Genomic DNA, 25,947 nt, shown 5'->3' on the forward strand with positions numbered 1-25,947 from the left:
GATTGTCGGCCGCCGGCATGGCATGATGAGCGTCCATTTAAACCGGCATAAGGAGAGCGCAAGATGCAGATCGATATCCAGACCCCAGGGCATGCCGGCTGAAGCGTTCTCGATCGTCCCGCTTTAACCGTTAAGCAGTTCCGCGGCGCCGCTCGGCGACCGTTCCCCGGCATTTCCCTTTAGCCGCATTGCGCGGCCATCCGGCCTATTCCACGGGCCCGTTTCCTGTTTCTATTGTTACGCCCGCTCAAGCCCGGCCTTGCCTGGCGACGCCCGCTTGCGCGCGCGACGGAGTTTTCATGCTCGAATTCGATTTCACGCGTCTGGCCGCCATCGGCCTGACGCCGCTATTGCTGCAACAAGCGCTGGCGCTGGCCGGCGACGATGATTTGCGTTTAGCCCGCGTCTGCTGCGTGCATCGCGGCCAAGTCGGCTTGCACGATGGCGAGGGGGAGCGCGCGGGGCGCGTAGCGCCATCCTGGCAAGGCGAGCTGGCGGTGGGGGATTGGGTCTTGTGCCGGCCCGACGCCTCTGAGGTTTGGATGGCGCGGGAGCGGCTGGAGCCCTTCAATCAGCTGGCCCGCGTCAATGATCAGGGCGCGCCGCAGGTGTATGCCAGCAATGTCGACACCGCGCTGTTGGTGATGGGCCTGGATGGCGACTATAACCCGCGCCGGCTGGAGCGCTATCTGGGATTGGCCGCGGCATCGGGCGTGGCGCCGGTGGTGGTGCTCAGCAAGGCCGACTTGTGCGCGGAGGCCGAGGCGCGCATCGCCGAGCTGCAGGCGCGCCTGCGCCCCTTGCCGCCGATTCTGGCGCTCAATGCCACCGACTCATCCTGCCGCGAGGCTTTGCTGCCCTGGCTGGGGGCGGGGCAGACGCTGGTGTTGCTGGGCTCCTCCGGCGTCGGCAAATCCAGCTTGAGCAATGTCTTGCTCGGCGCGGCCGAGCAAGAAGTGGGCGCGGCGCGCGAGTCTGACAGCCGCGGCCGCCATACCACCACCAGCCGCAGCCTGCTGCTCTGCCCGGACGGTGCTTGCATTATCGACACGCCGGGCGTGCGCGGCTTGCAGGCGCCGATGGACGAGGCGGCGCTGGCCGGCAGTTTCGGCGACATCGCCGAGCTGGCGCGGCATTGCCAATTCCGCGATTGCGGCCATGACGGCGAGCCCGGCTGCGCGGTGGCGGCGGGAGTGGATGCAGACCGGCTGCGCAACTACCACAAGCTGGCGCGGGAGAGCCAAAGTCTGGAGCAGACGCCCTTGCAGCGGCAGCAACAGCGCCGCGAATGGAAAATCCGCAACAAGGCGGCGCGGCAGCGCTGAGGCGGATATTGCCAAGGCGGGTGGGAGTCTTGAGAATGGCCGTTCCTATTCAATATGGATGGCCGTTTGGCAGCCCGGCCTGGCATGAAAGGTGGTTGGAATGATGCTTGAAGAGGCGGGCCGCCGTCATTTGCGGGATCTGGACGCGTATTTGATGTCGCGGCGCGGCGGCGATCGGCGCGGTTGGCGGCTATTCATCCGCGAGTTCTGGTTTTTCGGCTTGAAGGAAATGCGCGCCTGCCTGTTCGCCGGCCTGTTTTTCGCCGCGATGTTCCTGACGCCGCGCGGCGGCTTGCTCGGGGTGCCGCGCTATGACCTGCTGCTGCTGATCGCGCTGGCGGTTCAGGGCTGGATGCGGTGGACAGGCTTGGAGAGCCTGGACGAGTTGAAGGCGATCAGCTTGTTCCATGTGCTGGGATTCGCGCTGGAGGCTTTCAAGACCTCCAGCGGCATCCAGTCTTGGGCCTATCCGGATTTCGCCTACAGCAAGCTGTTCGGCGTGCCGCTGTTTTCCGGCTTCATGTACGCGGCGGTCGGCAGCTACATCATCCAGGCCTGGCGGCTCTTGAAACTGCGGGTGGAGCATCACCCGCCTTACTGGATGGCGGCGGCGGTGGCGACGCTGATCTACGCCAATTTCTTTACCCACCACTATATCGGCGATTATCGCTGGTACATCGCCGCCTGCGCCTTGGGCTTGTACGCGCGCGCCACGGTGATTTTCCAGCCGCTGGATCGGGAGCGCCGCATGCCGCTGCTGCTGGCTTTCGTGCTGATAGGTTTTTTCATCTGGCTGGCGGAAAACATCGGCACCTTCTATGGCGTGTGCCGCTATCCGAATCAGCTTGGCGCCTGGTCGGCCGTTCATGTCGGCAAGTGGAGTTCCTGGTCGCTGCTGGTGGTCATGAGTTTCACCATCGTCGCCCATCTGCAGCATGTCCGCCGCCGCATCAGCGTGCCGGCGTGAGCGGGAGTCGACACTGAGGCCCATTTCGCAAAACAAAGGGATGCAATGTCTGTATGGAAGCGAGAGGGCGTGGCCGCGCCCATCGCCACGCCGCGCTTGCGCTTATGGCCGCTGGGGCCGGAGCATGCCGAAGCGCTATTCCCCTTGCTGCGGCAGCCGCGGGTTTACGACTGGATTTCGATGCGCCAGCCGGCGTCTGTCTCGGCGCTGGCGCGCCGTTGGGGCGAGTTGCGGCGGGAAGGCGCAGGCGAGCGCGAAGAGTATTTTCTCGGCTGGGCCGCGCAAAGAAGATCGGATGGCGCTTGGCTGGGCGCGCTGGATGCGGATGTCCGCGCCGATGGCGTCGCCAGCAATGTGGGGTATTGGTTTGGCCCCGATTTCTGGGGGCAAGGCTGTGCCAGCGAGGCGCTGGCCGCGCTGGCGCATCATCTCGACGCCCATGGCGCGCATGAGCAGCGCGCGGCGGTGACGCGGGGCAATGACGCTTCGATGCGGGTGCTGGAGCGGGCCGGCTTTGTCCGCGGCCGGGTGCTGCCGGATAACGATACCGTGGGCGGCCGCTTGGTCGATGATGTCGAGTTTGTCCGCTACCGAGCGGCAAGCGGCGGCCTGTGTCTGTTGCGGGCCCGGCCGGATGAGGCGCGATGCGTCGCCGATATTCTTTCCGAAGCCGCGGCGTGGCTGCGCGCGGGCGGACGCGAAATGTGGCTGCCGGAGGAGGTGGCTGTAGAGCGGGTGGCGGCGGACGTGGCGGCAGGCTGGTTTCATTTTATCGAGAGGGCCGGCGAGAAGCTGGGCGTGGTCAAAATTCAATACGACGATCCCTTGTTCTGGCCGGATGCGGCGGCGGGGGAGTCGGTGTTTCTGCACCGCATCGCTGTGCGCCGCAAGTTCGCCGGGCGGGGTGTGGTGGCGGCCATGGTTCGCCATGCGCTTGATATGGCTGCGGCGCAGGGTTTGCGCTATGTGCGGCTGGATTGCGACGCCGACAGGCCGGCTTTGCGCGCGCATTATCTGCGCCATGGCTTTGTCCATCGCGATGATGCGCAGGCCGGCCCCTGGAAAGTATCGAGGCTGTAAATGGAAACGGGCCGCGCCCATCGTCAGATGGACTCGGCCCGGATAGGCGCGGCATGTGATTGAAAAACGCGCCCGAAGCAGGGGCGCGTCTCTCGTTTACTGCTGTTGCGCGGCGCCCTGGACGGCTTGCGCGGTCTTCTGTGCGCGCGGCGGGGCGTTTTTCACGTACTTGTCGAACCAGTTCAGCATTTCATACACCAGCTGCTCGTTTGATTCGCGCGCGGCGTACCAGTGCGGCTCGTGCGGCAGCATCACCAGGCGAGTGGTGCCGCCATTGCCGCGGATGGCCTCATAGAACTTGGAGGCTTGCAGCGGCGTGGTGCCGGGGTTGGCGTCGTCGGTGCCGTGCACGATCAGGATGGGGTTCTTCAGCTTGTCGGCGTAGAAGAAGGTGGACACCTTGCGGTACACGTCCGGAGCCTCCCATACCGAGCGGCGCTCGCTCTGGAAGCCGAATGGCGTCAGCGTCTTGTTGTACGAGCCGCTGGTGGCTGCGCCGGCGCGGAACAGATCGGTGTGCGCCAGCAGGTTGGCTGTCATCAGCGCGCCGTGGCTATGGCCGGTGACGGCCACGCGGTCAGGGTCCACCACGCCCAGTTTCACCGCTTCGCCCACCGCCGCTTCGGCATCCATCTTCAGCTGGTCCAGATAGCTGTCGTAGGCGGCCTTGGGGTCGCCCACCACCGGGAACGATGCCTGGTCGATGATGGCGTAGCCGGCCAGCAGCAGATACTTGTACTGATACAGGCGGGTGAAGGTTTGTTGCGAACCGCTGATCTGGCCGGCGCTGGAGGCGTCGGCGTAATCCAGCGGATAGGCGTTGAGGATGGCGGGAATGCGGGTGCCTTCCTTATAGCCCGGCGGCGTGTACAGCGTGAACGACAGGTCCAGGCCATCGGCGCGCTTGTACTTCACCAGCTGCTTCTTGATCTGGCGCAGCTCCGGCGTCGGATCGACGATATGGGTGACCGCGGTCTGGCTGGTCTCGAACGCGGCCTCGCCTGGCTCGGCGCTGACCGGCGCGCCCAGTTTGCGCAGGAAGGCGTTCGGCGCTTCGGTCGGCGTCTGGCGCCAGGTGAGGAAGCTGCCGGCATCCTTGCCGGACAAGGCGATGAAGCGCTCGTAGGCGGACTTGTCGCTGCGGAACAGGCGCTGGCTGGCGCCGGTTTTCAGATTCAGCTTGTCCAGGAAGGGACGGTTGCCTAGCTTGGACGCGCCGGCGCCGGACAGATAAATGGAATCGCCATCCAGTTGGATCACGCGTTCGCCATTGGCCAGGGTGCGGTGCACCGGGCTGCCCGGATCCGCGTAGCGGTTGTCGTAGGCCATGTCCCACAACAGCTTGGCCGGCTGTTTGGCGTCGTCCAGATTGACGACGCGGGTCTGGCGCCAGTGCTTGTTGAGATCGACTTCGCTCAGCAGGGCGGTGTCGGCGCGTTCGGTCCAGTCTATGCCGGCGAAGCGTTGCGCGGTGCGCAGCACTTCCACCGGCTTGCCGGTGAACGGCGCTTTCAGTAGCATGACTTTGTCGCGCGCGGGCGCGGTGTTTTGCCAATCGCCGCCATCCAGCGCCTCCGCCCACAGCAGCGTGGCCGGATCAGTGGAGCGCCAGAAGAAGTCGCGCGGGCCCAGCGGCTCGCCATGCACCGGCACGCGGTCGGCCAGCGGCAGCGAGGCGATCGGGCGAACCACGATATTGGCCGGCTTGGAAATGTCCCAAACCTGCACCTGGTGCGGGAAGCGCTCGTAAGTGGTGACGTAGGAATAGGGCTTGGCCACCGCGCTGATCAGCAGGTGCTTGCCATCCGGCGCGGGGCCGACGGCGTCGTAGATGGCCGGCTTGCCCAGCGGCGTGGACTTGCCGCTGGCGACGTCCACCAGCGTCAGCTGCGAGGCGCCGTAGTAGTCGAACAGCGCTTCGTCGTGCGGGCTGGACAGGGTGTCGCGGGTTTCATAGGTGCTGCTCTGGCCTTTTTCGCCATCGGCCTCCTGCACGTTCGGGCCTTCAGGCGCGGACTGCTTGGCCGGCACGGGGCCCAGCTTGGCCGGCACGGCCTTGACCAGCAGGGTTTTCTGATCCGGCATCCATTGCAGTTCGTCATTCAGCATAGGGTTGAGGCGAATGCCGGGGATCTTGCTGATTTTGCCGCTGGCCGCGTCGCCCACCCATACTTCCACCGCATCCTTGGTGGTGTTGGCGAAGGCGAAGCGCTTGCCGTCGGCCGACCAGATCGGCGCGTCCGGGCAAGCGCCGGCGGGCAGGGCGATGGATGTTTCCTTGCCGCCGGGAACGGTCACCAGCTTGAGGCTTTCGGCGCAGGGCGCGATGCCGTAGCCGCCCGGCGTGTCGTGCTTGCTGCGATTGGCTGTTTCCACGCGGGTGCCGGCCAGCTTCAGGTAGGGCGCAGCCACGCGTTCGATGGACGGGTATTCCTGCCAGGCCACCAGCAGCATCTTGTCCTTGGCCGGGCTCAGGCTGGGGCCGGGCAAGGAAGGCGCGCGCATCACCTTGAGGATGTTGGCCGGCGGTTGCTGATAGCCGGCTGCGGAAACGGTGGCGGGCAGGGCGCAAGCCAGCAGCGTGGCGGCGGCGATGCCTTTCAGGGCGTAGGAATGAGGCATATTCATCCTTGGTAGACTTTGTTCTTATCGGGTTTAGGGCTGTCAAAACAAGAAAAGAGGACGCCTGGGCGCCCTCTTTGTCGCAGACATGTCATGAATTTATCACATGTCATATTGCTGTGGCAGCTTTCTGGACCTGTCTCAATTCAGCGCGTGGAAATGTTTGACGATGCTGGAGAAGTCCAGCTTGCCATGGCCTTGCTGAACATGCTCTTCATACAGATTGCGCGCCAGCGCGCCCAGCGGGTTGTTGGCGTGGCTTTGCAACGCGGTCTCCTCGGCCAGGCCCAGGTCTTTCAGCATCAGCTCGGACATGAAGCCGCCGGCGTAGTTGCGGCTGGCCGGCGCGTTTTCCATCACGCCGGGCCAGGGGTTGTAGAGCTCGGTCGCCCAGTTGCGGCCCGAGCTTTTGCTGATGATTTCGGACAGCACTTTCGGGTCCAGGCCGTTCTTCACGCCCAGCGCCAGCGCCTCGGCTGTGCCGGCCATCAGAATGCCCAGCAGCATATTGTTGCAGATCTTGGCGGTCTGGCCCGCGCCCGCGCCGCCGGCGTGGAAGATGTTCTTGCCCATGGCTTCCAGCATCGGCCGCGCGCGGGCCAGATCTTCCGCCGCGCCGCCGACGATGAAGGTGAGGGTGCCGGCCGCCGCGCCCGCGGTGCCGCCGGACACCGGCGCGTCCAGCATGGCCAAGCCTTTTTCCTGCGCGCCCTCTGCGACTTTTCGAGCCGTGCCGGCGTCTATGGTGCTGCAGTCGATGACCAGCGCGCCCTTGGGCAGTTTGGCGAACAGGCCTTCGTCGCCCAGATACAAGCCGGCCACATGCTTGCCGGCCGGCAGCATGGAAATCACCACGCCGGCGCCTTCCGCCGCATCGGCGGCGCTGCTCGCTGCGCGGCCGCCGGCTGCGGCGACTTTAGCCAGGGCTTCGGCGGACAGATCGAAAGCGCTGATCTTGAACCCCTTGTTCAACAGATTGACAGCCATCGGGCCGCCCATATTGCCCAGGCCGATGAAGGCGATGTTTTCCATGCTGTTCTCCTCTCCGCATTAAGTATTTTGTTTAGGTTTAATCTGATGATTTATGTTTTTTTGCTTTGAGATGATCTTTTAGCATTTCATCCCTTAGTTTTTTTTGGATTTCTTCAGTGAGTCCATAATGATGAGCTAGGGGCTCAGATGTAGAGTCAATTATTTTCATGGTGGCACGGAATTGATTCTGAATGGACTCTAGTTCCGATATCATCTCGTCTCTACCGTCTTTGCTCATAAAATTAAATGACTGCTCTGAGAAGTAGGTGTGGGCGAGCCGGTTTCTTTGTAAAAGTGCTGTTGATAGCATGGCCTTTATTTCGTCGGTGGGTTGGCCGGCATCTTTCATTTTTTGAATCAGCCTTCCCATCGGCTTCCCTAGTTCTTGTGATTCGTATTTGTTAAATTCTTGTTCCCAGTGGGTTGGATCTTTAAAGGTGTTGATATTTTTTGGGAAGAAGTCAAAGAACATTAAATGGATAAAAATGGACTGCTCAAGGCATTGAGCCAAGTACATCGCCAATCCAAAGTGTGCATATACATCTCTTATATGATCACTCTTGTCCATTTGATATTCTTTGCTTGATGTTTATTTTAACCCTGCCAATGGGTGGTCCGCTTCGCGCCACGGCGAATCGAAGTGGCCGTCCACCCAGGCTTGGTCGATGTCGGGCAATTGCCGGCTCCAATGCGGCTTGCGGTCCTTGTCCACCAGCAGCGCGCGCACGCCTTCCGGGAAATCGGAGCGGGCGCAGAAATTCACCGACAGCACCAGCTCCATTCTTAGCGCCTCGGCCAGCGACATATGCTTGGAGCGGTTCAGAATCTCCCAGCTGACGGCGGCGGAGGTGGGGCAGCCGTGGCGGAAGTTCTTGGCCGCGTCGGCAAGCCACGGGTCTTCGAAAGCGGTTTCGCTCAGCGCGGCGCTGACAGCGGCCAGGTCGCCCTTATTCATCAAGCGGTGCACCGCCAGCAGGTTGCGCTCGACATTGGACTCGGGCAGCGCGTCGCCCAACTGGCCTTCCAGCTGGTTGAGCAGGGCGCTGACCAGAGCCGGGCGCGCGTGGGCGTCGCCGCTCCAGTCCGCCGCCTGCAAGGCTTCCAGCAGCGCGGGGTAGGCGTCCGCCGCCAACACGTGGTCGGCCAGGTTGGCGATCAGCGCGTCGTGGGCGTTCAGCGGCGCGCCGGTCAGCGCCAGGAACAGGCCCAGATGGGCCGGCATCCTTTGCAGGAACCAGCTGCCGCCCACGTCCGGGTACAAGCCTATGGTGATTTCCGGCATGGCGATGCGGGTGGCCGGGGTGACCACGCGGTGGCCGGCGCCGGCCATCAGGCCCAGGCCGCCGCCCATGACGATGCCACCGCCCCATACAATCAAGGGTTTCCTATAGCGGTGGATGCGGTAGTCGAGCGTGTATTCCTCGGTGAAGAAAGCCACCGCGTGCGGGTGCGGGTAATGCGGCTCGCTCACCAGCTTGTCGCGCAGGCTGCGCACATCGCCGCCGGCGCAGAAGGCGCGCTCGCCTGCGCCGCGCAGCACCACGGCGACGATGCCGGCATCGCGCTCCCAGATGGTGAGGCGGGCATCCAGCAGCCTTATCATGTCCAGCGTCAGCGCGTTCAGCGATTTTTCGGCGTTGAGGGTGGCGATGGCGATGCGATGGCCGTCGCCGGTAGTCAGTTCGTCAAACAGCACCACGTCATCCATGGCGGGTCCTCGTTCGGGAGAGGTTGAGGGTCAGGCGTTTTTCCAGTTCGGCGCGCGTTTTTCCAGGAAGGCTTGGGTGCCTTCGGCCTGGTCGTGGGTGTCGAACAGCTTGATGAAGGCTTCGCGCTCCTTGATCAAATTCCAGGACGGCGGCTGCAGGCGGGCAGCTTGCACCAGCTGTTTGCACACGCCCACCGAGGACGGCGACTGCTTGGCCACGCCCTCGGCCAGCTTGAGCGCGGTTTCCAGCGCCTGTCCCTTGGCCACCACTTGCTCCACCAGGCCGATGCGCTCGGCGGTGGCGGCGTTGACGCGCTCGCCGCATAGAATCATCCGCTTGGCCCAGCCTTCGCCGACCAGCCACGGCAGGTTCTGGGTGCCGCCGGCGCAGGGCAAGAGGCCGACGCCGGCTTCCGGCAGCGCCATCTGGCTTTGCTCTTCGGCAATGCGGATGTCGCAGGCCAGCGCGCACTCCAGGCCGCCGCCCATCGCGTAGCCGTTGACGGCGGCGATGCTGACGCCGCGAAAACCCGACAACGCCTCGAAAGCCTCGCCGAACAGCATGGTCATCTCGGTGGCGACTTTCTTGTCTCCGTCGGCGAACAGGTTCAGGTCGGCGCCGGCGGAGAAGAATTTCTCGCCCTGGCCGGCGATCACCAGCGCGTAGATGTCGCGGTCGGCGTTGAGGTCGGCCACCAGTTGCTTCAGCGCGGACAGGCTGGCGCGGTTCCAGGTGTTGGCCGGCGGGTTGTCTATCGTCACCACGGCGGTGTGGCCGCGTTTTTCCACGTTCAGGTGGGCGTAGCTGTTCATATTTATGCCTTTATGAATTCTGTTTTGAAGCTTCAAGGCTGAGGCAAGACGCGCCGGCTTCGGCGCATGGGCCGGCCGGCGCGATGTAGCGCCAGTGGCGCCGGCCTTGCCTAGCGCAGCGTTTCCAGCGCGCCGTCCTGCAGCAGCTTGCGGCCGACTATCATGCGCATCACTTCATTGGTGCCTTCCAGGATCTGGTGCACGCGCAGGTCGCGCACGTGGCGTTCCAGCGGGAAGTCCTGCAGATAGCCGTAGCCGCCGAACAGCTGCAGCGCGTTGTTGGCGATATTGAAGCTCAGATCGGTGGCCAGGCGCTTTGCCATCGCGCAATAAGCGGTGGCGTCGGGGCTGGCGTTGTCCAGCTTCCAGGCCGCCAGGCGCACCATCTGGCGCGCAGCCACCAGTTCAGTCAGCATGTCTGCCAGGCGGAACTGCACGGTTTGCAGTTCGGCCAGCGGCTGGCCGAACTGCTGGCGTTCCTGCACGTAGCGCTGCGCGGCGTTCAGCGCGGCCTGGGCGGTGCCGACGGCGCAGGTGGCGATATTGATGCGGCCGCCGTCCAGGCCCTTCATGGCGAAGGCGAAGCCCTGGCCTTCCTCGCCCAGGCGGTTCTCCACCGGGATTTCGACGTTGTCGAAGGTGATGGCGCGGGTGGGCTGGCTGTTCCAGCCCATCTTCTTTTCCTTCTTGCCGTAGCTCACGCCCGGCGCGTCGGCCGGCACCACGAAGGCGGAAATGCCCTTGGGGCCGGGGCCGCCGGTGCGGGCCATCACCACCAGCACCTGGGTGCTGCCGGCGCCGGAGATGAACATCTTGCCGCCGTTGAGCACATAGACTTCGCCCTTTTTCTCGGCGCGGGTTTTCAGCGAGGCGGCGTCGGAGCCGGCGCCCGGCTCGGTCAGACAGTAGCTGCCCAACACCTCGCCGCTGACCATTTTCGGCACCCACTGCTCGGCCAGCTGCTTGCTGCCGAAGCTGGCGATCATCCAGCTGACCATATTGTGTATGGTCAGATAGGCGGCGGTGGAGGTGCAGCCGGCGGCCAGTTCCTCGAACACGATGGCGGAATCCAGCCGCGACAGGCCCAGGCCGCCGTAAGCCTCCGGCGTGTACAGGCCCAGAAAGCCCATGTCGCCGCTCTGACGGATCACGTCCAGCGGGAAGATGGATTCGGCGTCCCATTCGGCCGCATGCGGCGCCAGCTCGCTGGCGGCGAAGTCGCGGGCGCTTTGCTGGAAGGCGATCTGGTCTTCGGTCAGGTCGAAATTCATTGCAGTATTCCTATGCGGATGGGGCTGGCGGATCGCCCCGCTGCCGGGGCATCCGCCCTACGCGATAATCAGCGCAGCGAGATGGTGGTGTGGACCTTGCCTATGCTGGCCTCGTCATCGAACCAGCGGCTGGTGACGGTCTTGGTCTGGGTGTAGAAGGCCACCACCTGCTTGCCGTAAGGGCCGAGATCGCCCAGCTTGGATGCGCGGCTGCCGGTGAAGCTGAACAGCGGCACCGGCACCGGAATCGGCACGTTGATGCCCACCTGGCCGACATCGATGTCTTCCTGGAACTTGCGCGCCGCGGCGCCGCTCTGGGTGAAGATGGCGGTGCCGTTGCCGTTGGGGTTGGCATTGATGATGGCGATGGCTTCGTCCAGCGTATCGGCGGCCACCAGGCTCAGCACCGGGCCGAACACTTCCTGGTCGTAGATGGCCATGCCCGGCTTCACGCCGGAGAAAATGGTCGGGCCGACGAAGTTGCCGTGCTCGAAACCGGCGACGGTCACGCCGCGTCCGTCCAGCTCCAGCTTGGCGCCTTGCTCCACGCCCTTGGCGATCAGGCCTTCCACCCGGTCGCGCGCGGCGGAGGAGATCAGCGGGCCCAGGTCCAGATTATCCTTGCCGGGGCCCACCTTCAGGCCGCGGGCCTTGGCCACCAGATCCGGAATCCACTGCTGGGCCTCGCCCACCAGCACCGCCACGGTCAGCGCCATGCAGCGCTGGCCGGCCGCGCCGAAAGCCGCGCCGGTCAACTGGTTCAACGCCTGTTCCTTATTGGCGTCCGGCAGCACGATGGCGTGGTTCTTGGCGCCCATCATGCACTGGGCGCGCTTGCCGCTGAGGGTGGCGCGCTGATAAACGTGGGTGCCCACCTTGGTGGAGCCGACGAAGGACACCGCCTTGATGTCTGCATGGTCGCAGATGGCGTTGACCACATCGGCCGCGCCGTGCACCACGTTGAGCACGCCTTTGGGAATGCCGGCCTGCACGGCCAGCTCCACCAGCCGCATCGTCACCATCGGGTCTTGTTCGGACGGCTTGAGCACAAAGGTGTTCCCGGTGGCTATGGCCATCGGGAACATCCACAGCGGAATCATCGCCGGGAAGTTGAAAGGGGTGATGCCGGCGCAGACGCCCAGCGGCTGCTGCACGGTGTAGGTATCGACGCCGCCAGCCACGTTTTCGGCGTATTCGCCCATTTGCAGCGTGCCGATATTGGCGGCGTGCTCCACCACTTCCAGGCCGCGGAAAATGTCGCCCTCGGCGTCGGCCAGGGTCTTGCCCTGTTCGGCGGTGAGGATGGCGGCCAATTCCTTCATGTTTTCGCGGATCAGCTGCTGGTATTTCAAGAAGATGCGGGCGCGGGCTCCGATAGGTGTTTTCTTCCAGGTCTTGAACGCTTCCTTGGCGGCGGCGACGGCGGCGTTGACTTCGTCCGCGGTGGCCAGCGGCACGCGCGCCAGCACTTCCTGGGTGGCCGGATTGACGATGTCGCGCCATTCCGTGGTGCGGGATTCGACGAACTCGCCGCCTATCAACAGTTTGACGCTGGGTACTGACTGGCTCATGGCACTGCCTCCTCTATTTTTGGCTGATGGCGCTGCTCAGTTGTAGCTGTAGAAACCCTTGCCGCTCTTGCGGCCCAGGTGGCCGGCCTGCACCAACTGGACCAGCAGCGGGCAAGCGCGGTATTTGCTGTCGCGGAACTCGCGGTGCAGGATGTCCATGATGGACAGGCAGGTGTCCAGGCCGATCAGGTCGGCCAGCGCCAGCGGCCCGATCGGGTGGTTCATGCCCAGCTTCATCACGGTGTCGATGTCTTCGGCGGTGGCCAGGTTCTCGTACAGCGTGAAGGCGGCTTCGTTGATCATCGGCATCAGCACGCGGTTGGAGACGAAGCCGGCGGCGTCCTTCACCGTCACCGGCGTCTTGCCCAGGGCCTGGGTCAGATGGAATACGGTCTGGTAGGCCTCGTCGTCGGTTTGCAGCGCGCGGATGATCTCCACCAGCTGCATCAGCGGCACCGGGTTCATGAAGTGCATGCCCACCACGCGCTCGGGGTGGCTGACCCAGCTGGCGATGCGGGTGAGGGAGATGGACGAAGTATTGGAGGCCAGCACGCATTTTTCGCCGACGGCGGCGTCCAGCGCGCGGAAGATTTGTTCCTTGATGTCGGCGTTTTCGGTGGCGGCTTCCACCACCACGTCACAGTCGGCCAGATCGGTGATCTTGGTGGTAGCGCGGATATGGGAAACGATGCCTTCGATATTGGCCTCGGCGATCAAGTCCTTCTTGGCCATCCGTTGCAGGCTGGTGTTGATATTGGTCATGCCCTTGATCAGGGCCGCGTCGCTGACATCGTTCAGCACCACGTCGAAGCCGTTCATCGCAAACACCTGGGCGATGCCGTTGCCCATGGTTCCCGCGCCCACCACACCGATTTTCTGACTCATCTGGCTCTCCTGGATTATTTGCTCTATTGTTGTCACGATAACTTGACGTTTACGTCAACGTCAACAGACAATGCATGGGACAAGCCGGACTGTGGCGCGTTTGGCCCGCGCCGGCGAAGGAGGCAGAAGGGCATGGCGGAGCAGGCATACAGCATTACCGAACTCTCGCAGGAGTTCGACATCACCACGCGGGCGATCCGCTTCTATGAAGACCAGGGTTTGCTGGAGCCGGCCAGGCAGGGGCAGCGCCGCATCTACAGCCGGCGCGACCGCGTGCGGCTGATGCTGATCCTGCGCGGCAAACGCATAGGCTTGTCCTTGCAAGAGATCCGCGAGCTGTTCGCGCTGTACGACGCGGACCATGACGACGCCCAGCAATTGCAGGAATTCATCCGCATCCTGGCGCGCAAGGAGCAGCAACTGCTGGAGCAGATGGAAGACATCAAGGTGGTGCTGACCGAAATCGGCCAGTTGCGCGGCCAATGCGAAAAATCGCTGGGCAAACGCGCCAACGGCCACAACCAAGCATAAGGAGCTGTGATGCAACAACAGGAAATCGTGATTGTCGGCATGGCGCGCACGCCCATGGGCGGCTTCCAGGGCGATCTTGCCGGCTTGACCGCCAGCCAGCTGGGCGCTGCGGCCATCCGCGCCGCGGTAGAGCGCGCCGGCGTCGCCGCCGGAGACGTGGACGAAGTGATCATGGGCTGCGTGCTGCCGGCCGGCCAGGGCCAGGCGCCGGCGCGCCAGGCGGCGCTGGGCGGCGGCCTGCCGCAAGCCACGCCATGTACCACCATCAACAAGATGTGCGGCTCGGGCATGAAGGCCATCATGCTGGCGCATGACCAGTTGCTGGCCGGCAACGGCGAAGTGGTGGTGGCCGGCGGCATGGAAAGCATGAGCAACGCGCCCTATCTGATGCCCAAGGCGCGCGGCGGCTTGCGGCTGGGACATGGCGAAATCAAGGACCATATGTTCCTGGACGGCCTGGAAGACGCTTACCAGAAAGGCACGCTGATGGGCGTGTTCGCCGAGCAGTGCGCCGAGAAATACGGCTTCAGCCGCCAGGATCAGGACGAATTCGCCATCGCCTCGCTGACCCGCGCGCAAAAAGCCATCACCGCAGGCCGCTTCAAGGACGAGATCGCTGCGGTGGCGGTGCCCGGCCGCGGCGGCGAAACGGTGGTGGACACCGACGAGCAGCCGCTGAAGGCCAAGCTGGACAAGATCCCCACGCTGAAGCCGGCGTTCAAGAAAGACGGCACCGTCACCCCGGCCAATTCCAGCTCCATTTCCGATGGCGGCGCGGCGCTGGTGTTGATGACGGCGGCCGAGGCGGCCAAGCGCGGCCTCAAGCCCATCGCCCGCGTGGTCGGCCACAGCAGTTTCGCGCACGAGCCGGGCTGGTTCACCACCGCGCCGGTGCATGCCATCGAAAAGCTGTTGGCCAAGACCGGCTGGAAGGCTGGCGAGGTGGACCTGTACGAGATCAACGAAGCCTTCGCCGTGGTGACGATGGCGGCGATGCACGACCTGAAGCTGCCGCATGACAAGGTGAATGTGCACGGCGGCGCCTGCGCGCTGGGCCATCCGATAGGCGCATCCGGCGCCCGCATCGTGATTTCGCTGCTGTCCGCGCTGCGCCAATACGGCGGCAAGCGCGGCGTGGCCAGCCTGTGCATAGGCGGCGGCGAGGCCACCGCGCTGGCGGTGGAGCTGATCTGAGCCGCTTGACAGGCTGATCGGCGGGCCGTCGGCGCGATCCGGCGGCCTGTTTGCTTTTTACGCCTTGCTTTGCCGCGCCGCATGGCGGATTTTGATAAGGGCGCGCGATGCTGGCGCGCGGCCGCCCGCTGCTTTATCATCGCCCGCCTTTAGCACAAGAAATACGATAGACGCCATGACCGAATCCACCGACGCCCTGCCGGCTGAAATCCAGCTGGACGATTACCTGGCCGAGCACCAGGCCACCATCGTCACCACCGAGGGCAGCCACGCGGTGTCGGTGCATGGCGAGCTGGAACTGGAGGGCCACCGCGTCCCTTACCACCTGGTGCCGGACGAGGGTTTCCTGGGCAAGAGCGGCAAATGGCGCAAGCTGTCGCCGGAAGACCGGCTGGCCTTGGTCAAGGAGCGCTGGAACGAGGCAGCGCGGCTGAAAATGGAGGCGCAGCTGATCGCCTGCGCGCGCGAGGTGTTTGCGGTGGATGGCATCGAGCCGCTGCGTGCGCTCAGCGCCTTCATGGCCAAGTACGAGCGCGCCAAGGTGCGCTGCACCATCGCCTTGGACCGGGTAGCCGCCGCGCGCAGCCGCCAGAGCGCCGACAAGGCCGCCGCCAAGACCCGCGACGCGGTCAATCTGTCGCGCTATCCGGAATCCTTCGCCACCGCTTATGCGATGCAGCGCCACTTCATCGCGGTACTGGGGCCGACCAATTCCGGCAAGACCCACGCGGCGATGGAGCATCTGCAAAAAGCCAAGAGCGGCGTCTACCTGGCGCCGCTGCGGCTGCTGGCATTGGAAAACTACACCCGGCTGCAAGAGGCCGGCGTGGCGGTGAGCCTGATCACCGGCGAGCAGCGCAAGCTGCACCCGGAGGCCACCCACGTGGCCAGCACCGTGGAAATGCTGAATCCTGAGCGGCAGGTGGAAGTGGCGGTCATCGACGAAATCCAGCTCTTGGACGATCCGGACCGCGGCGCGGCCTGGACCGCCGCTGTCTGCGGCGTGCCGGCGCAAACCATTTATCTGGTCGGCGCGCCGGAATCGCGCGAGGCGATCGAATCGCTGGTGGCGCGCGTCGGCGGCACGCTGGAAGTGCGCACGCTGGAGCGCAAGACCGCGCTACAGATGGACAAGGCGCCGCTGCTGTCGCTGAAGAATTTGAAGCCCGGCGACGTGCTGATCGCTTTCTCGCGCCGCGAAGTGCTGAACTGGCGCGACAAGGTGATTGAGCAGGGGCTGAGCGTGTCGGCCATTTATGGCAATCTGTCGCCGGAAGTGCGCCAGGCGCAGGCCGAACGCTTCGTCGCCGGCGAAACCCAGGTGGTGGTGGCCACCGACGCCATCGGCATGGGCTTGAACACGCCGGCGCGGCGCATCATCTTCACCACCGCCAGCAAGTGGGACGGCTACGCCGAGGGCATCATCTCCGCTCCGCTGGCCAAGCAGATCGCCGGCCGGGCAGGGCGCTTCGGCAAGCATGAAACCGGCTATGTGGCCGGTTTCGACGGTCTGACCCACAAAACCATAGGCGCGCTGCTGCGGCAAAAGGCCGAGCCGCTGCCGAACAACGGCTTCTTCGTCGCGCCCAGCCTGAAGTATCTGGAGGCCATCTCGCAAGCGACGGGCGAGGCCAAGCTCAAGGCCTTGCTGGGGCTGTTCGCCAAGCACATCAATGTGCACGATGAATTCTTCCTGCCGGCCAACCTGTCCGATCAAATGGAGAAGGCGGAATGGCTGGATGCCTTGCCGCTGACCCTGGCCGACCGTTTCACTTTCAGCCTGTGCCCGATTTCGACCAAGATTCCGATGCTGGAAAACGCCCTGCACGACTGGGCGGAACAGCACGCGCGCCGCAAGGCCGCGCCGCTGCTGCGCATGATGGGCACCGGCGGCCGCAACGAGCTGCAATATCTGGAAGACAGCTGCAAGCTCTACGCCGCCTACGCCTGGCTGGGCTACCGCCTGCCCGACACCTTCCCGGACGGCGAAATGGCGCAGTTGCTGATGCAAAGCACCTCGGAACGCATCGACGCCTTGCTGCAAGTGCAGAACGCGCAGAAGCGCAAGAGCCGCCGCGGCGACGCGCCGCCGCGCCGCAAGCCCGGCTTCGGCAAGGGCGGCTACAAGGGCGGCAAGGCTTGACGTAGGGCGGATGCCCCGGAGGGACGATCCGCCGTCATCGCAGATACGCCATTCGCCAGCCATCGGCCAGGCACGCCACCCATCGGCCAGACACGCCAGCTTTGGGCCGCCGCCTCAGCTCTCTACGATGTGATTGAAGCGCACATCCGCGCTCATCACCCCCAGCAATTGGCCGCGGGTGTCGAATAGCGGCGTGCCTATGGTGAAGCAATACTGGTTGGTGTCCACCGAGCGGTACAGGTCGGAGACATAGAGCCGCAGCTTGCGCGCCGGCTCCTGGAACCAGCGGCGGTCGCCCCAATTGTTCTTGCGCCCGCCGGAGTGGACCTGGCCGGACTCCACATCGGAGCTGATCTGCCGGCCGCGGCTGTCGGTGATGCACAGCATCTCGAACGAGGATTCGCTGCGGTAGAGCTCCACCAGCTTGCGGTCCAGATCGTCCGGGTCCAGCCGGTCCAGCTTCCATTGGCTGATGGCGTCCTGCACCCGCTCGCGCATGCGGCGGTGGCCTTCGAAACGGAACTCTCCGACTTCAGTCAGCAGCTCGTCGCATTTTTCGCTGACCTGTCCGGCGCGCTCGGCCAACTCGCGGGCGTCCGCCAATTGCTGCTGGGAATTCTCCACCACATTGCCGATCTGGTTGGCGATGGCCAAGACCTTGTCGTTTTGCTCGTTGCTGGCTTCGGCGATGGCGTGGACATGCTCGATCAGCGTGCCGATATCGCGCGAGGCGGTTTCTATCGATTCGCCGGCCGCTTGCGAGACGGCGATGCCGGCGCTGACTTGTTCGGACATGTCGGCCATGGTTTGGCTGGAGGAGGCCACCTGCTGTTGGATGGCGGCCAGCAGCGTTTCCACGTTCTGGGTGGCGTCCATGGTCTGGTCCGCCAACTTACGGACCTCGTCGGCCACCACGCCGAAGCCGCGGCCTTGTTCGCCGGCGCGGGCCGCCTCGATGGCGGCGTTCAGCGACAGCAGGCGGGTGCGGTCGGCGATATTCTTGATCAACTCCACCACTTCGCTGATCGAGGCCGAGCTGTCTTTCAGCAAGTTCATTTGCTGCTCCAGCGCGCGGGTGCTGTCGCCTATGGCCTGGATCTGCTGCCGGCTTTGCTGGTCGTTGTCGTTGGCGCTGCGGGTGGCGTCGGCCACCTGGCGCGAAAACGCCGCCGCTTCGCCGGCGCTTTGGGTAATGGAACTGACCGTGTCTGCCAGGGTGCGGCTGGCTTCCGCTATGCCTTCGGCGCTGCGCTGCTGCCCCTGGGAGCGCTCTTCCATCAGCCGGGACAGCCGCGCCAGCTCCGGAGCCTGCTGCGACAGCAAGATGGCGGTGCCGGCGATCTTGATCAAGGCGGCGTGAAAGCTCTGCAGCAAGCCTTTGATGCGCTGCGCCGCCCAGGACAGATTGCCGCGCTCGTCCAGCGTGACGGTCAGGTCCACGCCATCGCGGGTGGCTTCCGCCAGCGGTTTCAAGAACTTGGTCAATTTGCGAGCGGTGACGAACATATCATTTCTCCTGCCAACCGTTCTTCGACGGCCTGGGGTAATCGGTTTAGAATAGCGATTATGCCATTATCGTAGTTGCGGGCGCCATTGTTCTTGAATCGGCATGATTAGCGCTCATCAGCGTCTTCTGATTTTCCTATGCTACGCCGCTGATAAATGGCAGTGGAAAGGGAGTAGGCCTTGTTTGGTTTGCGTCAAAGCGTGAATGCGTCATGCGGAAGAGGGAATATGGAAACGCCAAAGCACATCATTGTCGTCGGCGCGGGCATCGCCGGTTTGACCGCGGCCTGGAAACTGCGGCAGCGCGGTTTCGCCGTGACGGTTCTGGAAGCGGGGGATCGTCCCGGGGGGCGCATCAAAAGCATGGAATTCCACGGCCATTCAATAGAGCTGGGGGCGCAATTCCCATCATCGGCTTATCGCTATCTGCCATTGTTGTTTCAAGAGGCGGACATGGCGGCGCACGTTCGGCCTTTGTCCGCCTACGCGGCGATGCAAAGAGGAAAGCGTTTGTACCGCGTCCACGCGCGCCGGCCGTGGACGCCGCTGAGCAGCGGCATGCTGACATGGGGCGAATTCCTGCGGCTGGGCAGCGGCGCTGCCGCGCTGGCGTGGCGCTCGCGGGGAAGAAATCCGAGTCGCCTGGCCGATTTCAGCGACATGGACGATATCGAGGCGGACGCATGGTGCCGCGACAAGCTGGGCCATGCCGCCGCGGCCCATTTCATCGAGCCCATGGTGCATGGCTTGTACTTTCACCGGCTGGGTGGCGCGTCCTTGGCCCTGGTGGCGGCGATGATGGCGTTCGGCGGCAGCGATAATCTGGCGGTTGCCGGCGGCTGGCAGTCATTGCCTGAGGCCTTGGCGGCGCGGCTGGATGTGCGCTACGGCATGCCGGTGGATAGCTTGTCGCTGGCGGAGGAGGGCGTGAGCGCGCGCGCGGGCGGCAAGGAATGGAAGGCAGACGCGGCGGTGCTTGCCGTGCCGGCGCATATCGCCAAGGGCATATTGGCTGCGCCCAGCAAGGCGGAGGAGCGGCTGCTCGCCACCGAATACGCCCCGACCCTGCACATCGCCCTGGGCATGGAGCCGGCCTGGCAGCCGCCGGAAGCGTTAAGGGAGGTCTATGGCTGCCTGTTGGCCCCATCCGAAGGCGGGCGCATCGCGTCGTTGACGTTTGAAAGCGGGCGCGGCCTGGGCAAGGGGAACGGCGAGGTGGTTTCCATCATGCTGGGAAGCGAAGCGGTTTCGAGCCTGATGGGGCTGGACGATGAGGCAGTCGTCGCGGACATCCTGGCGGAATTGGAAAGCTGGCTTCCAGGCGTCGGCAGCGCGGTGGTCCGCACCCATGTCCAGCGCTGGGCCGCGGCCGAGCCGCTGTCGAAAGTGGGGCGGGCGGCGGCTATCGCGGAATACCGCTCAACGCTCCCCGCCGAGCGAAGAGTGGTGCTGGCCGGCGACTACCTGAGCTCGCCCTGGACCGATGGGGCGGCGGAGACTGGGGTGTGGGCGGCGGGGCATTTGGAGAAAATAGCTGAGGATTGATTGTTTACTTCAAGTTAATTTTGACGCGCGTTTTGAGTAAATCTGGTCTTGGTTTCCGCCGGCTCGCCATGGTTTGTATCGGCGTTTGATGTTGCAAGGCTAGCTGGGGCAGTGCAAATGTCGGCGGGTTTGCGTAAAGCCAGGGCCAGTAGGGGTTTGACTGGGCTTGAGGTTGCAAAGCTTGCCGGCGTGATCGCACAGGCATATCTGCAATGGGAGGCCGGCAAGACCATGCCAAGAGGGGCCGAGAGTCAGTGCATAGTTGCTGATGCTCTTGGTGTGACTATCAACGCACAATTTTTTGATCAATCTGAGCAGCCGGCACTGTTGCGTTCTATCGCGGTCTGGAGCAATAAAGAAGAGCTCGACGAGGAAAGATATGTCTTTCTGCCTGCGCCCGAAGTGAAGCTGTCAGCCGGTGACGGCTCGGTGGTTTGGCATGTTGGTGAGAACGGACTGCGCCAGGCGTTTACGCAGAAGTAGGCGGCTCATCATGATTGTGCGGCTACCATGGTAGTGCGGGGCCGTAGCATGGAGCCTCGCCTGCAGGATGATGACAACATTGCGGTGGACTACTTCCAAAACACGAACATCATTGACGGTAAGGTTTACGCCATCGCTCTGGATAATGAGGTTTTTGTCAAACGGCTGTTCAAGGAAGTTGGTAGTGTGCGTATCGTTATCGATAATCCGGATAAGGCCCGCTATCCAGATTGCACGGTGCCAGTGGGAAATGGAGTAGTGGAAAATTATTGGGTAAGTGGTTGCTGCTAGCGGTGGTGTTTATTTCCTACGATTTTGTACTTATTCGATAGGGTATATATGAAAAATATTATTGGTGCGTTATTTGTAATTGCATCTTTTAATGCTATTGCATCGGACTGGGATCTGGTCACAACCTCTGCGGATAATGGGCAGATATATTTAGATAATTCAAGTATTCGATATTATAAAGGAGGGGTGAAGGCATGGGTGAAAACAGTATATCAAGATGATAAGCCTAGCGAGCTGTGCTATAACAAGATTTATTCTGAAGAGAAAATTATATGGTATATAGATTGCATAAACAATACAATTGCATCAAGTGATTTAATACAGTTGACTCACTTGGGAGAGGTGTCTTGTAGTTTCTCGATGAAAACTAATTATACCGCCATTTCTCCTGATTCTATTGCGGAAGCAGTCCGCGACAGGCTGTGTAAGGCCACAGGTAAAAGGAAGCAGCTCAGCAATCAAGCTGATACTCCACACAAGAGTACAGATCTGTGAGTTTATATTCACGTTGAATTCTGGATGAAATCTGCAGGAATATTTCCAGAAAACCACCAGCCAATGGGCTGGGCGCAGTTGATCATCGCAGGAGACTCCAAAATGCGCCTAGCAATTCCTGCTGCACTCTGCGTTGTCATGATGACCGGATGTGCAACCGTACATGAGACCTATGCCGCAGACGGCAGAAAGGCTTATAGCCTGAACTGCAGCGGAGCCGCAAGAGGGTGGGATAAATGCTATGCCGCTGCGGGCGAAATGTGCAAAGAGGCCGGATATGACATTCTGGACAGAACTGGAGAGGATAGCTCCAGCACTGTTGTCGTCGGGTCAGCAAATTCAAACTCAGCCAGCATCGGCGGCGGATCTTTCCACACCCAAGAGAGGTCGATGGTTATCGCGTGCAAGAAAGTACCTTGACCCCGCCAGCCTCTTTCAGATTATAGGATGTCTGCTATGCCTGAACCAGCGCCCCACAAATAGACCCGCCTCAGCGGGTTCTTCTTCGTTTTGCCCGCGCAGGCAATCTGCTGGCCCAGTGATACGTTCACACTCAATGTCCGCTCTCATCTAAGGAGCACAGGTCACTCGGCCTTATTGGATATTTTTGACCCATTGGGAAATATCCACAACCGCCCCCTCTGCTGTCCGCCTTTTTGGCGAGCTTGCTGGAGGGCTTGAAGTTCTTCACTTCTTGCGCGGATAGAGACATGGGGTATCTCCAATATAGAACTGGCGATATACCCCAAAATATACCCCTGTTTTCTTTTGGAAGCTACCGGAATCGTTAGGTAGGCTTTGGAAGCAAAAAGCCCGCAGCACTTAGTGCTTACGGGCTTTTTGGGTATCCCTAGGCTTGCCTAGGAATGGGTGTTGGTGCCGGCGGCAGGAATCGAACTCGCGACCCCCTGATTACAAGTCAGGTGCTCTACCAACTGAGCTACACCGGCGAAGAGGTGTGCATTATGCTTTGGATTTTTGATTTTCGCAATAGTTGATTTTGATTTTTTTTGCGCCAATGGCATTGCATCGGCCATTAACTGATTCGTCAGAAAATTATTGCAATTAAATCATTGGCTTGCTGTGATGCTTTGCTGTCGATAGGCCGTAGCTTGGTTGCGTCTTGGCTCTGGGTGCAAACCCGGCAGGCATCGGTTCTGCTGTGGGCTGGGGCGGCTTCAATTTGCTTGAGCCCGGTATGAGGCTCGCCCGTCCTTTCTGCCAGTCTTCATCCTTTCGTCAATAAAATCGCTGGCAATGTGCCCGCTGTTCGCTTCAATCCATTGACTAAAAAGGAGTATCGCCATGCCGACCTTTTCGTCGGAGATTGTTCAGCTGGGGCAGTACAAGGTGGCGAAAGGCCATAGTTCGGTTTCCGGCTTGTCGTCCGGAGCATTCATGACGGTGCAGTTGCATCTCGCGCATTCGGCCAGCTTCATTGGCGCGGGGGTGGTGGCGGGCGGACCGTATCGCGGCGTCGAAACCTTCCGCGGCTCGGCGGCGCTGGCTGAGGATGCCTTCGAGCTTAATGCCTTGCAGCTGTGCATGGCGCCGCTGACGCCGGATCTGGCGCCGGATGCGCGGCGTTCGGTGATGTTGGCGCGCGAGGCCGAGCGGGATCGCTTGATCGATCCGTTGAGCCATGTCGCCAGGCAGCGCGTCTATATATTTACCGGCAGCCGGGATAATGTGGTGCAGTCGTCGGTGGTGGCGCAGGCGCGCGAGATGTACCGTTTGCTGGGCGTGGCGGATGAGCGGATTGCCTATCATGACCAGCTGCCGGCCGGCCATTCGCTGATCACCGACAATCCGGAGGATTCGCCGCTGGATACCAATATGCCGCCTTATCTGAACAATGGCGGCTTCATGCAGTCGCATCGCATTCTCAAGCACATCTATCCGGATCTGAATCCGCCGGCGGAGCGTTTGAGCGGCCAGATACTGCGCTTCGATCAGACCGAATTCTTTGGCGGCAATCCGCGCACCAGCATGAGCCGTTTTGGTTACGCCTATGTGCCGCAGGCGGTGGCGGACGGGCAGGCCGAGGCCAGGGTGCATATCGCGTTGCATGGCTGCAAGCAAGGTTACAACTACGTGGATTATTCTTTCGGCCACGCCGAAACCAGCGGCCAGCCGCCGTACGGCAATCGTTATCTGACCACGACCGGTTACAACAACATCGCCGACAGCAACAATATCATCGTGCTGTATCCGCAAGCCCAGGGCACGGACGACAGCACGGCGCAGAATCCGGATGGTTGCTGGGATTGGTGGGGTTATACCAGCGAGACGCCGGAGCATCCGGATTATTTCTCGCAAAACGCGCTGCAGATCCAGGCCGTGCACGCCATGTTGCGTCGCCTGGGCGGCTAAATTCGAGGGAGCAAACATGTCTAATACCGATGATTCCGTTCGCAGCCTTTCCGCGGCGCTGGAGGCTCGCTACCTGCCGTTTCTGTCCGGCGGCAAGGCGGGCAACGCGCTGAGCAACCAGGCTGTCCGCGCTTTGCAAAATTGGCAGGCCACGCTTGGCCTGTTGCCGGTGGCGCACGAGGCGGAAACCTGGCAAAGCCTGGTGCAGCTGCAGTTCTCCGCCCACCAGAAGCTGGTGGAGGAGTATGGCAATCTATTGAACAGCTGGGCGGTCTGGCTGCAACGCTTTCCGCAGTTGCAGCAGGCGAACACGCTTTCCAAGCTGGCGGAGCAGGAGGTGGATCTGGTGATGCGCGCGATCCAGCTGCAAGGCAATCACTGGATCAATCTGTCCGATCTGCTGGAAAACTTTCAGGTCAATTACGCTTATTGGGCGCATTTGCAATTGCAGCCTGAGGGCGCGGCGCCGGCTGTCTGAGCGGCTTGGCGGGAGTCGGCTGGTTTTGAGCCGGAGGCTATGAAAAAAGCCGCGAGCATGCTCGCGGCTTTTTGGCGCTTATCCTTGCGGATGGCGGGGATTACTCGGCCCTGGCGCGCGGGCCGCGGCTGTCCTGGCCGGGACCGCGCTTGCCTTGGTAACCGCCTTCGCGGCGCTGGCCTTGATAGCCGCCTTCGCGACGGTTGTTGCCGTAGCCGCCGCGGCTGTTGCCGTTGCCACCGGCATTGCGGCGATCACCGTAGCCACCCGGCTTGCCGTTGCGGCGCGGGCCTTTCGGCGGGCGACGGGTCGGCTCCATGCCTTCGATCACGCCTTCGGTGATCTGGCGCTTCAGGTATTGCTCGATGCGGCGCACCTTGTGGAATTCCTTGGCTTCGGCCAGGGTGATGGCGGTGCCGTCGCGGCCGGCGCGGCCGGTACGGCCGATGCGGTGCACGTAGTCTTCGGCTTGCTTCGGCAGGTCGAAGTTCACCACGTGGGTGATGGTCGGCACGTCGATGCCGCGGGCGGCCACGTCGGTGGCTACCAGCACCTTGATACGGCCGCGGCGCAGGTCGTTCAGGGTGCGGTTACGCCAGCTTTGCGGCATGTCGCCGTGCAGGCAGGCGGCGGAGTAGCCCTGGTCGGACAGCTTGTCGGCCAGCTCTTCGGTGTAAGCCTTGGTGGCGGAGAAGATCACGCACTGGTCGAAACCGGATTCCTTCAGGATGTGATCCAGCAGGCGGTGCTTGTGATTCAGGTCGTCCGCGTACAGCAGGTGCTCTTCGATGCTGCCGGTGGTTTCGGTGCGGGCGATTTCGATGCGCTGCGGATCGCGAGTCATCTGCTCAGCCAGGCGGCCCACGATGCCGTCCAGGGTGGCGGAGAACAGCACGGTCTGGCGCGATTCCGGGGTGGCCTTGACGATGGCTTCGATATCGTCGATGAAGCCCATGTCCAGCATGCGGTCGGCTTCGTCCAGCACCAGCATTTCCAGGCGCGAGAAGTCGATGCGGCCGGAGCGCATGTGGTCCATCAGGCGGCCCGGGGTGGCCACGATCAGGTCGATCGGGCGCGACAGGGCGCGGATCTGGTAACCGAAGGAGGAGCCGCCCACCAGGCAGGCAGTCTTCATCCAGCGCAGGTCCTTGGCGTATTCCAGGGCATTCTTCTCAACCTGTTGCGCCAGTTCGCGGGTCGGGCACAGCACCAGCACTCGGGGGCCGATGCCCTTCATGGTGGAGCGTTCCGACAGCTTGGTCAGCGCCGGCAGCAGGAAGGCGGCGGTTTTGCCGCTACCGGTTTGAGCGGAAACCAGCAGGTCGCGGCCAGCGATGGCGGCGGGCACGGCTTCGGCTTGAACCGGGGTGGGGTTCTGATAGCCGGCGGCTTCCAGCGCGCGCAGGATGGTCGGGGCGATGCCCAGGTCGGAGAACGTCATGATGTCCTTTCAGGCCGGCTGTGGCCGGCAATGCTTAAGCCAGGTACGTGGCGGTTATGCGGCGCCTTCTAGGCCGCAAATCATCGGCACTAACCTGGCAAGCGGCGAACAGCGGTCCAGTCGGATCTATACGACGACATTGCATGGACGAAGCCTGAAAATGGTCAGGGACGATGAAGAACACACTCGGGCA

Annotated in this window: 22 protein-coding genes, 1 tRNA gene and 1 pseudogene; 13 read left to right on the forward strand and 11 right to left on the reverse strand. The window is 62.7% G+C overall.

The features are described from left to right. The first annotated feature begins 299 nt into the window (after positions 1-299). The 3 genes from rsgA (at position 300) to NKT35_RS16770 (ending at position 3,372) form a co-directional block, all read left to right on the forward strand. A complete protein-coding gene (gene rsgA / locus NKT35_RS16760) occupies positions 300-1,325 on the forward strand; it encodes a ribosome small subunit-dependent GTPase A (protein WP_254295061.1) in 1,026 nt (341 codons plus the stop codon). Between the two features lie 100 nt (positions 1,326-1,425). Next, positions 1,426-2,292 carry a DUF817 domain-containing protein gene (locus NKT35_RS16765; RefSeq protein WP_254295063.1) on the forward strand — a complete coding sequence of 289 codons (867 nt, stop codon included), beginning with the start codon at positions 1,426-1,428 and terminating at the stop codon, positions 2,290-2,292. A 45-nt stretch (positions 2,293-2,337) separates the two neighbouring features. After that, complete coding sequence (locus tag NKT35_RS16770; protein ID WP_254295065.1) at positions 2,338-3,372, forward strand: GNAT family N-acetyltransferase; 1,035 nt, start codon at positions 2,338-2,340, stop codon at positions 3,370-3,372. A gap of 96 nt (positions 3,373-3,468) precedes the next feature. Here the strand turns inward: NKT35_RS16770 and NKT35_RS16775 are convergent, their stop codons facing one another. From NKT35_RS16775 to NKT35_RS16810, 8 genes are all read right to left on the reverse strand, one after another. Further along, positions 3,469-5,994 carry an alpha/beta hydrolase family protein gene (locus NKT35_RS16775; RefSeq protein ID WP_254295067.1) on the reverse strand — a complete coding sequence of 842 codons (2,526 nt, stop codon included), beginning with the start codon at positions 5,992-5,994 and terminating at the stop codon, positions 3,469-3,471. A gap of 141 nt (positions 5,995-6,135) precedes the next feature. Next, a complete protein-coding gene (gene mmsB, locus NKT35_RS16780; RefSeq protein ID WP_254295069.1) occupies positions 6,136-7,026 on the reverse strand; it encodes a 3-hydroxyisobutyrate dehydrogenase in 891 nt (296 codons plus the stop codon). A 37-nt stretch (positions 7,027-7,063) separates the two neighbouring features. Further along, a complete protein-coding gene (locus tag NKT35_RS16785) occupies positions 7,064-7,594 on the reverse strand; it encodes a hypothetical protein (RefSeq protein ID WP_254295071.1) in 531 nt (176 codons plus the stop codon). A gap of 21 nt (positions 7,595-7,615) precedes the next feature. Then, a complete protein-coding gene (locus tag NKT35_RS16790; protein ID WP_254295073.1) occupies positions 7,616-8,734 on the reverse strand; it encodes an enoyl-CoA hydratase/isomerase family protein in 1,119 nt (372 codons plus the stop codon). A 30-nt stretch (positions 8,735-8,764) separates the two neighbouring features. Then, positions 8,765-9,547: an enoyl-CoA hydratase gene (locus NKT35_RS16795; RefSeq protein ID WP_254295075.1), complete on the reverse strand. Its 783-nt coding sequence runs from the start codon at positions 9,545-9,547 to the stop codon at positions 8,765-8,767. A gap of 110 nt (positions 9,548-9,657) precedes the next feature. Beyond that, positions 9,658-10,818, reverse strand: a complete 1,161-nt coding sequence (locus NKT35_RS16800) for an acyl-CoA dehydrogenase family protein (RefSeq protein ID WP_254295077.1) — start codon at positions 10,816-10,818, stop codon at positions 9,658-9,660. Positions 10,819-10,886: 68 nt separating this feature from the next. Further along, positions 10,887-12,389 carry a CoA-acylating methylmalonate-semialdehyde dehydrogenase gene (locus NKT35_RS16805; RefSeq protein WP_254295079.1) on the reverse strand — a complete coding sequence of 501 codons (1,503 nt, stop codon included), beginning with the start codon at positions 12,387-12,389 and terminating at the stop codon, positions 10,887-10,889. Positions 12,390-12,425: 36 nt separating this feature from the next. Continuing rightward, the gene (locus tag NKT35_RS16810; protein WP_254295080.1) at positions 12,426-13,274 is read right to left on the reverse strand and encodes a 3-hydroxybutyryl-CoA dehydrogenase; all 849 of its coding nucleotides are present in this window, start codon (positions 13,272-13,274) and stop codon (positions 12,426-12,428) included. Positions 13,275-13,406: 132 nt separating this feature from the next. Between NKT35_RS16810 and NKT35_RS16815 the strand changes: the two genes are divergently transcribed. The 3 genes from NKT35_RS16815 to NKT35_RS16825 all read left to right on the forward strand — a co-directional run bounded on the left by NKT35_RS16815 (position 13,407) and on the right by NKT35_RS16825 (position 17,142). Further along, positions 13,407-13,805, forward strand: coding sequence for a MerR family transcriptional regulator (locus NKT35_RS16815; RefSeq protein WP_254295082.1), 399 nt, complete (start codon positions 13,407-13,409; stop codon positions 13,803-13,805). A 9-nt stretch (positions 13,806-13,814) separates the two neighbouring features. Next, entirely contained in the window at positions 13,815-14,999 is a 1,185-nt protein-coding gene (locus tag NKT35_RS16820) for an acetyl-CoA C-acyltransferase (protein WP_254295084.1), read from the forward strand. Positions 15,000-15,174: 175 nt separating this feature from the next. Next, a complete protein-coding gene (locus tag NKT35_RS16825) occupies positions 15,175-17,142 on the forward strand; it encodes a helicase-related protein (protein WP_254295085.1) in 1,968 nt (655 codons plus the stop codon). Between the two features lie 114 nt (positions 17,143-17,256). Here the strand turns inward: NKT35_RS16825 and NKT35_RS16830 are convergent, their stop codons facing one another. Further along, a complete protein-coding gene (locus NKT35_RS16830) occupies positions 17,257-18,648 on the reverse strand; it encodes a methyl-accepting chemotaxis protein (protein ID WP_254295087.1) in 1,392 nt (463 codons plus the stop codon). A 228-nt stretch (positions 18,649-18,876) separates the two neighbouring features. On the opposite strand from NKT35_RS16830, the gene NKT35_RS16835 reads away from it, so the two are divergent. The 5 genes and pseudogenes from NKT35_RS16835 (at position 18,877) to NKT35_RS16855 (ending at position 21,882) form a co-directional block, all read left to right on the forward strand. Continuing rightward, complete coding sequence (locus tag NKT35_RS16835) at positions 18,877-20,193, forward strand: protoporphyrinogen/coproporphyrinogen oxidase (protein ID WP_254295089.1); 1,317 nt, start codon at positions 18,877-18,879, stop codon at positions 20,191-20,193. A gap of 117 nt (positions 20,194-20,310) precedes the next feature. After that, on the forward strand, positions 20,311-20,676 hold the full coding sequence (locus NKT35_RS16840; protein WP_254295091.1) for a helix-turn-helix transcriptional regulator: 366 nt from the start codon (positions 20,311-20,313) through the stop codon (positions 20,674-20,676). Positions 20,677-20,697: 21 nt separating this feature from the next. After that, positions 20,698-20,967, forward strand: a pseudogene (locus NKT35_RS16845) (S24 family peptidase); the annotation flags it as partial. 48 nt (positions 20,968-21,015) lie between these two features. Next, the gene (locus tag NKT35_RS16850) at positions 21,016-21,462 is read left to right on the forward strand and encodes a surface-adhesin E family protein (protein WP_254295095.1); all 447 of its coding nucleotides are present in this window, start codon (positions 21,016-21,018) and stop codon (positions 21,460-21,462) included. A 24-nt stretch (positions 21,463-21,486) separates the two neighbouring features. Then, a complete protein-coding gene (locus NKT35_RS16855) occupies positions 21,487-21,882 on the forward strand; it encodes a hypothetical protein (protein ID WP_254295097.1) in 396 nt (131 codons plus the stop codon). A gap of 454 nt (positions 21,883-22,336) precedes the next feature. Here NKT35_RS16855 and NKT35_RS16860 read toward each other — a convergent pair. After that, a tRNA-Thr gene (locus NKT35_RS16860) sits at positions 22,337-22,412 on the reverse strand. Between the two features lie 355 nt (positions 22,413-22,767). Here NKT35_RS16860 and NKT35_RS16865 point away from each other — a divergent pair. Further along, complete coding sequence (locus NKT35_RS16865) at positions 22,768-23,835, forward strand: extracellular catalytic domain type 2 short-chain-length polyhydroxyalkanoate depolymerase (RefSeq protein WP_254295099.1); 1,068 nt, start codon at positions 22,768-22,770, stop codon at positions 23,833-23,835. Between the two features lie 16 nt (positions 23,836-23,851). Continuing rightward, positions 23,852-24,313, forward strand: a complete 462-nt coding sequence (locus tag NKT35_RS16870; RefSeq protein ID WP_254295101.1) for a hypothetical protein — start codon at positions 23,852-23,854, stop codon at positions 24,311-24,313. A gap of 100 nt (positions 24,314-24,413) precedes the next feature. On the opposite strand, the gene NKT35_RS16875 is transcribed toward NKT35_RS16870, so the two are convergent. Next, positions 24,414-25,754, reverse strand: coding sequence for a DEAD/DEAH box helicase (locus NKT35_RS16875; RefSeq protein WP_254295103.1), 1,341 nt, complete (start codon positions 25,752-25,754; stop codon positions 24,414-24,416). Positions 25,755-25,947: the final 193 nt, after the last annotated feature.

Origin of the sequence: Chromobacterium sp. IIBBL 290-4, from assembly GCF_024207115.1 — a bacterium.
In the GTDB taxonomy this organism is placed as follows: domain Bacteria; phylum Pseudomonadota; class Gammaproteobacteria; order Burkholderiales; family Chromobacteriaceae; genus Chromobacterium.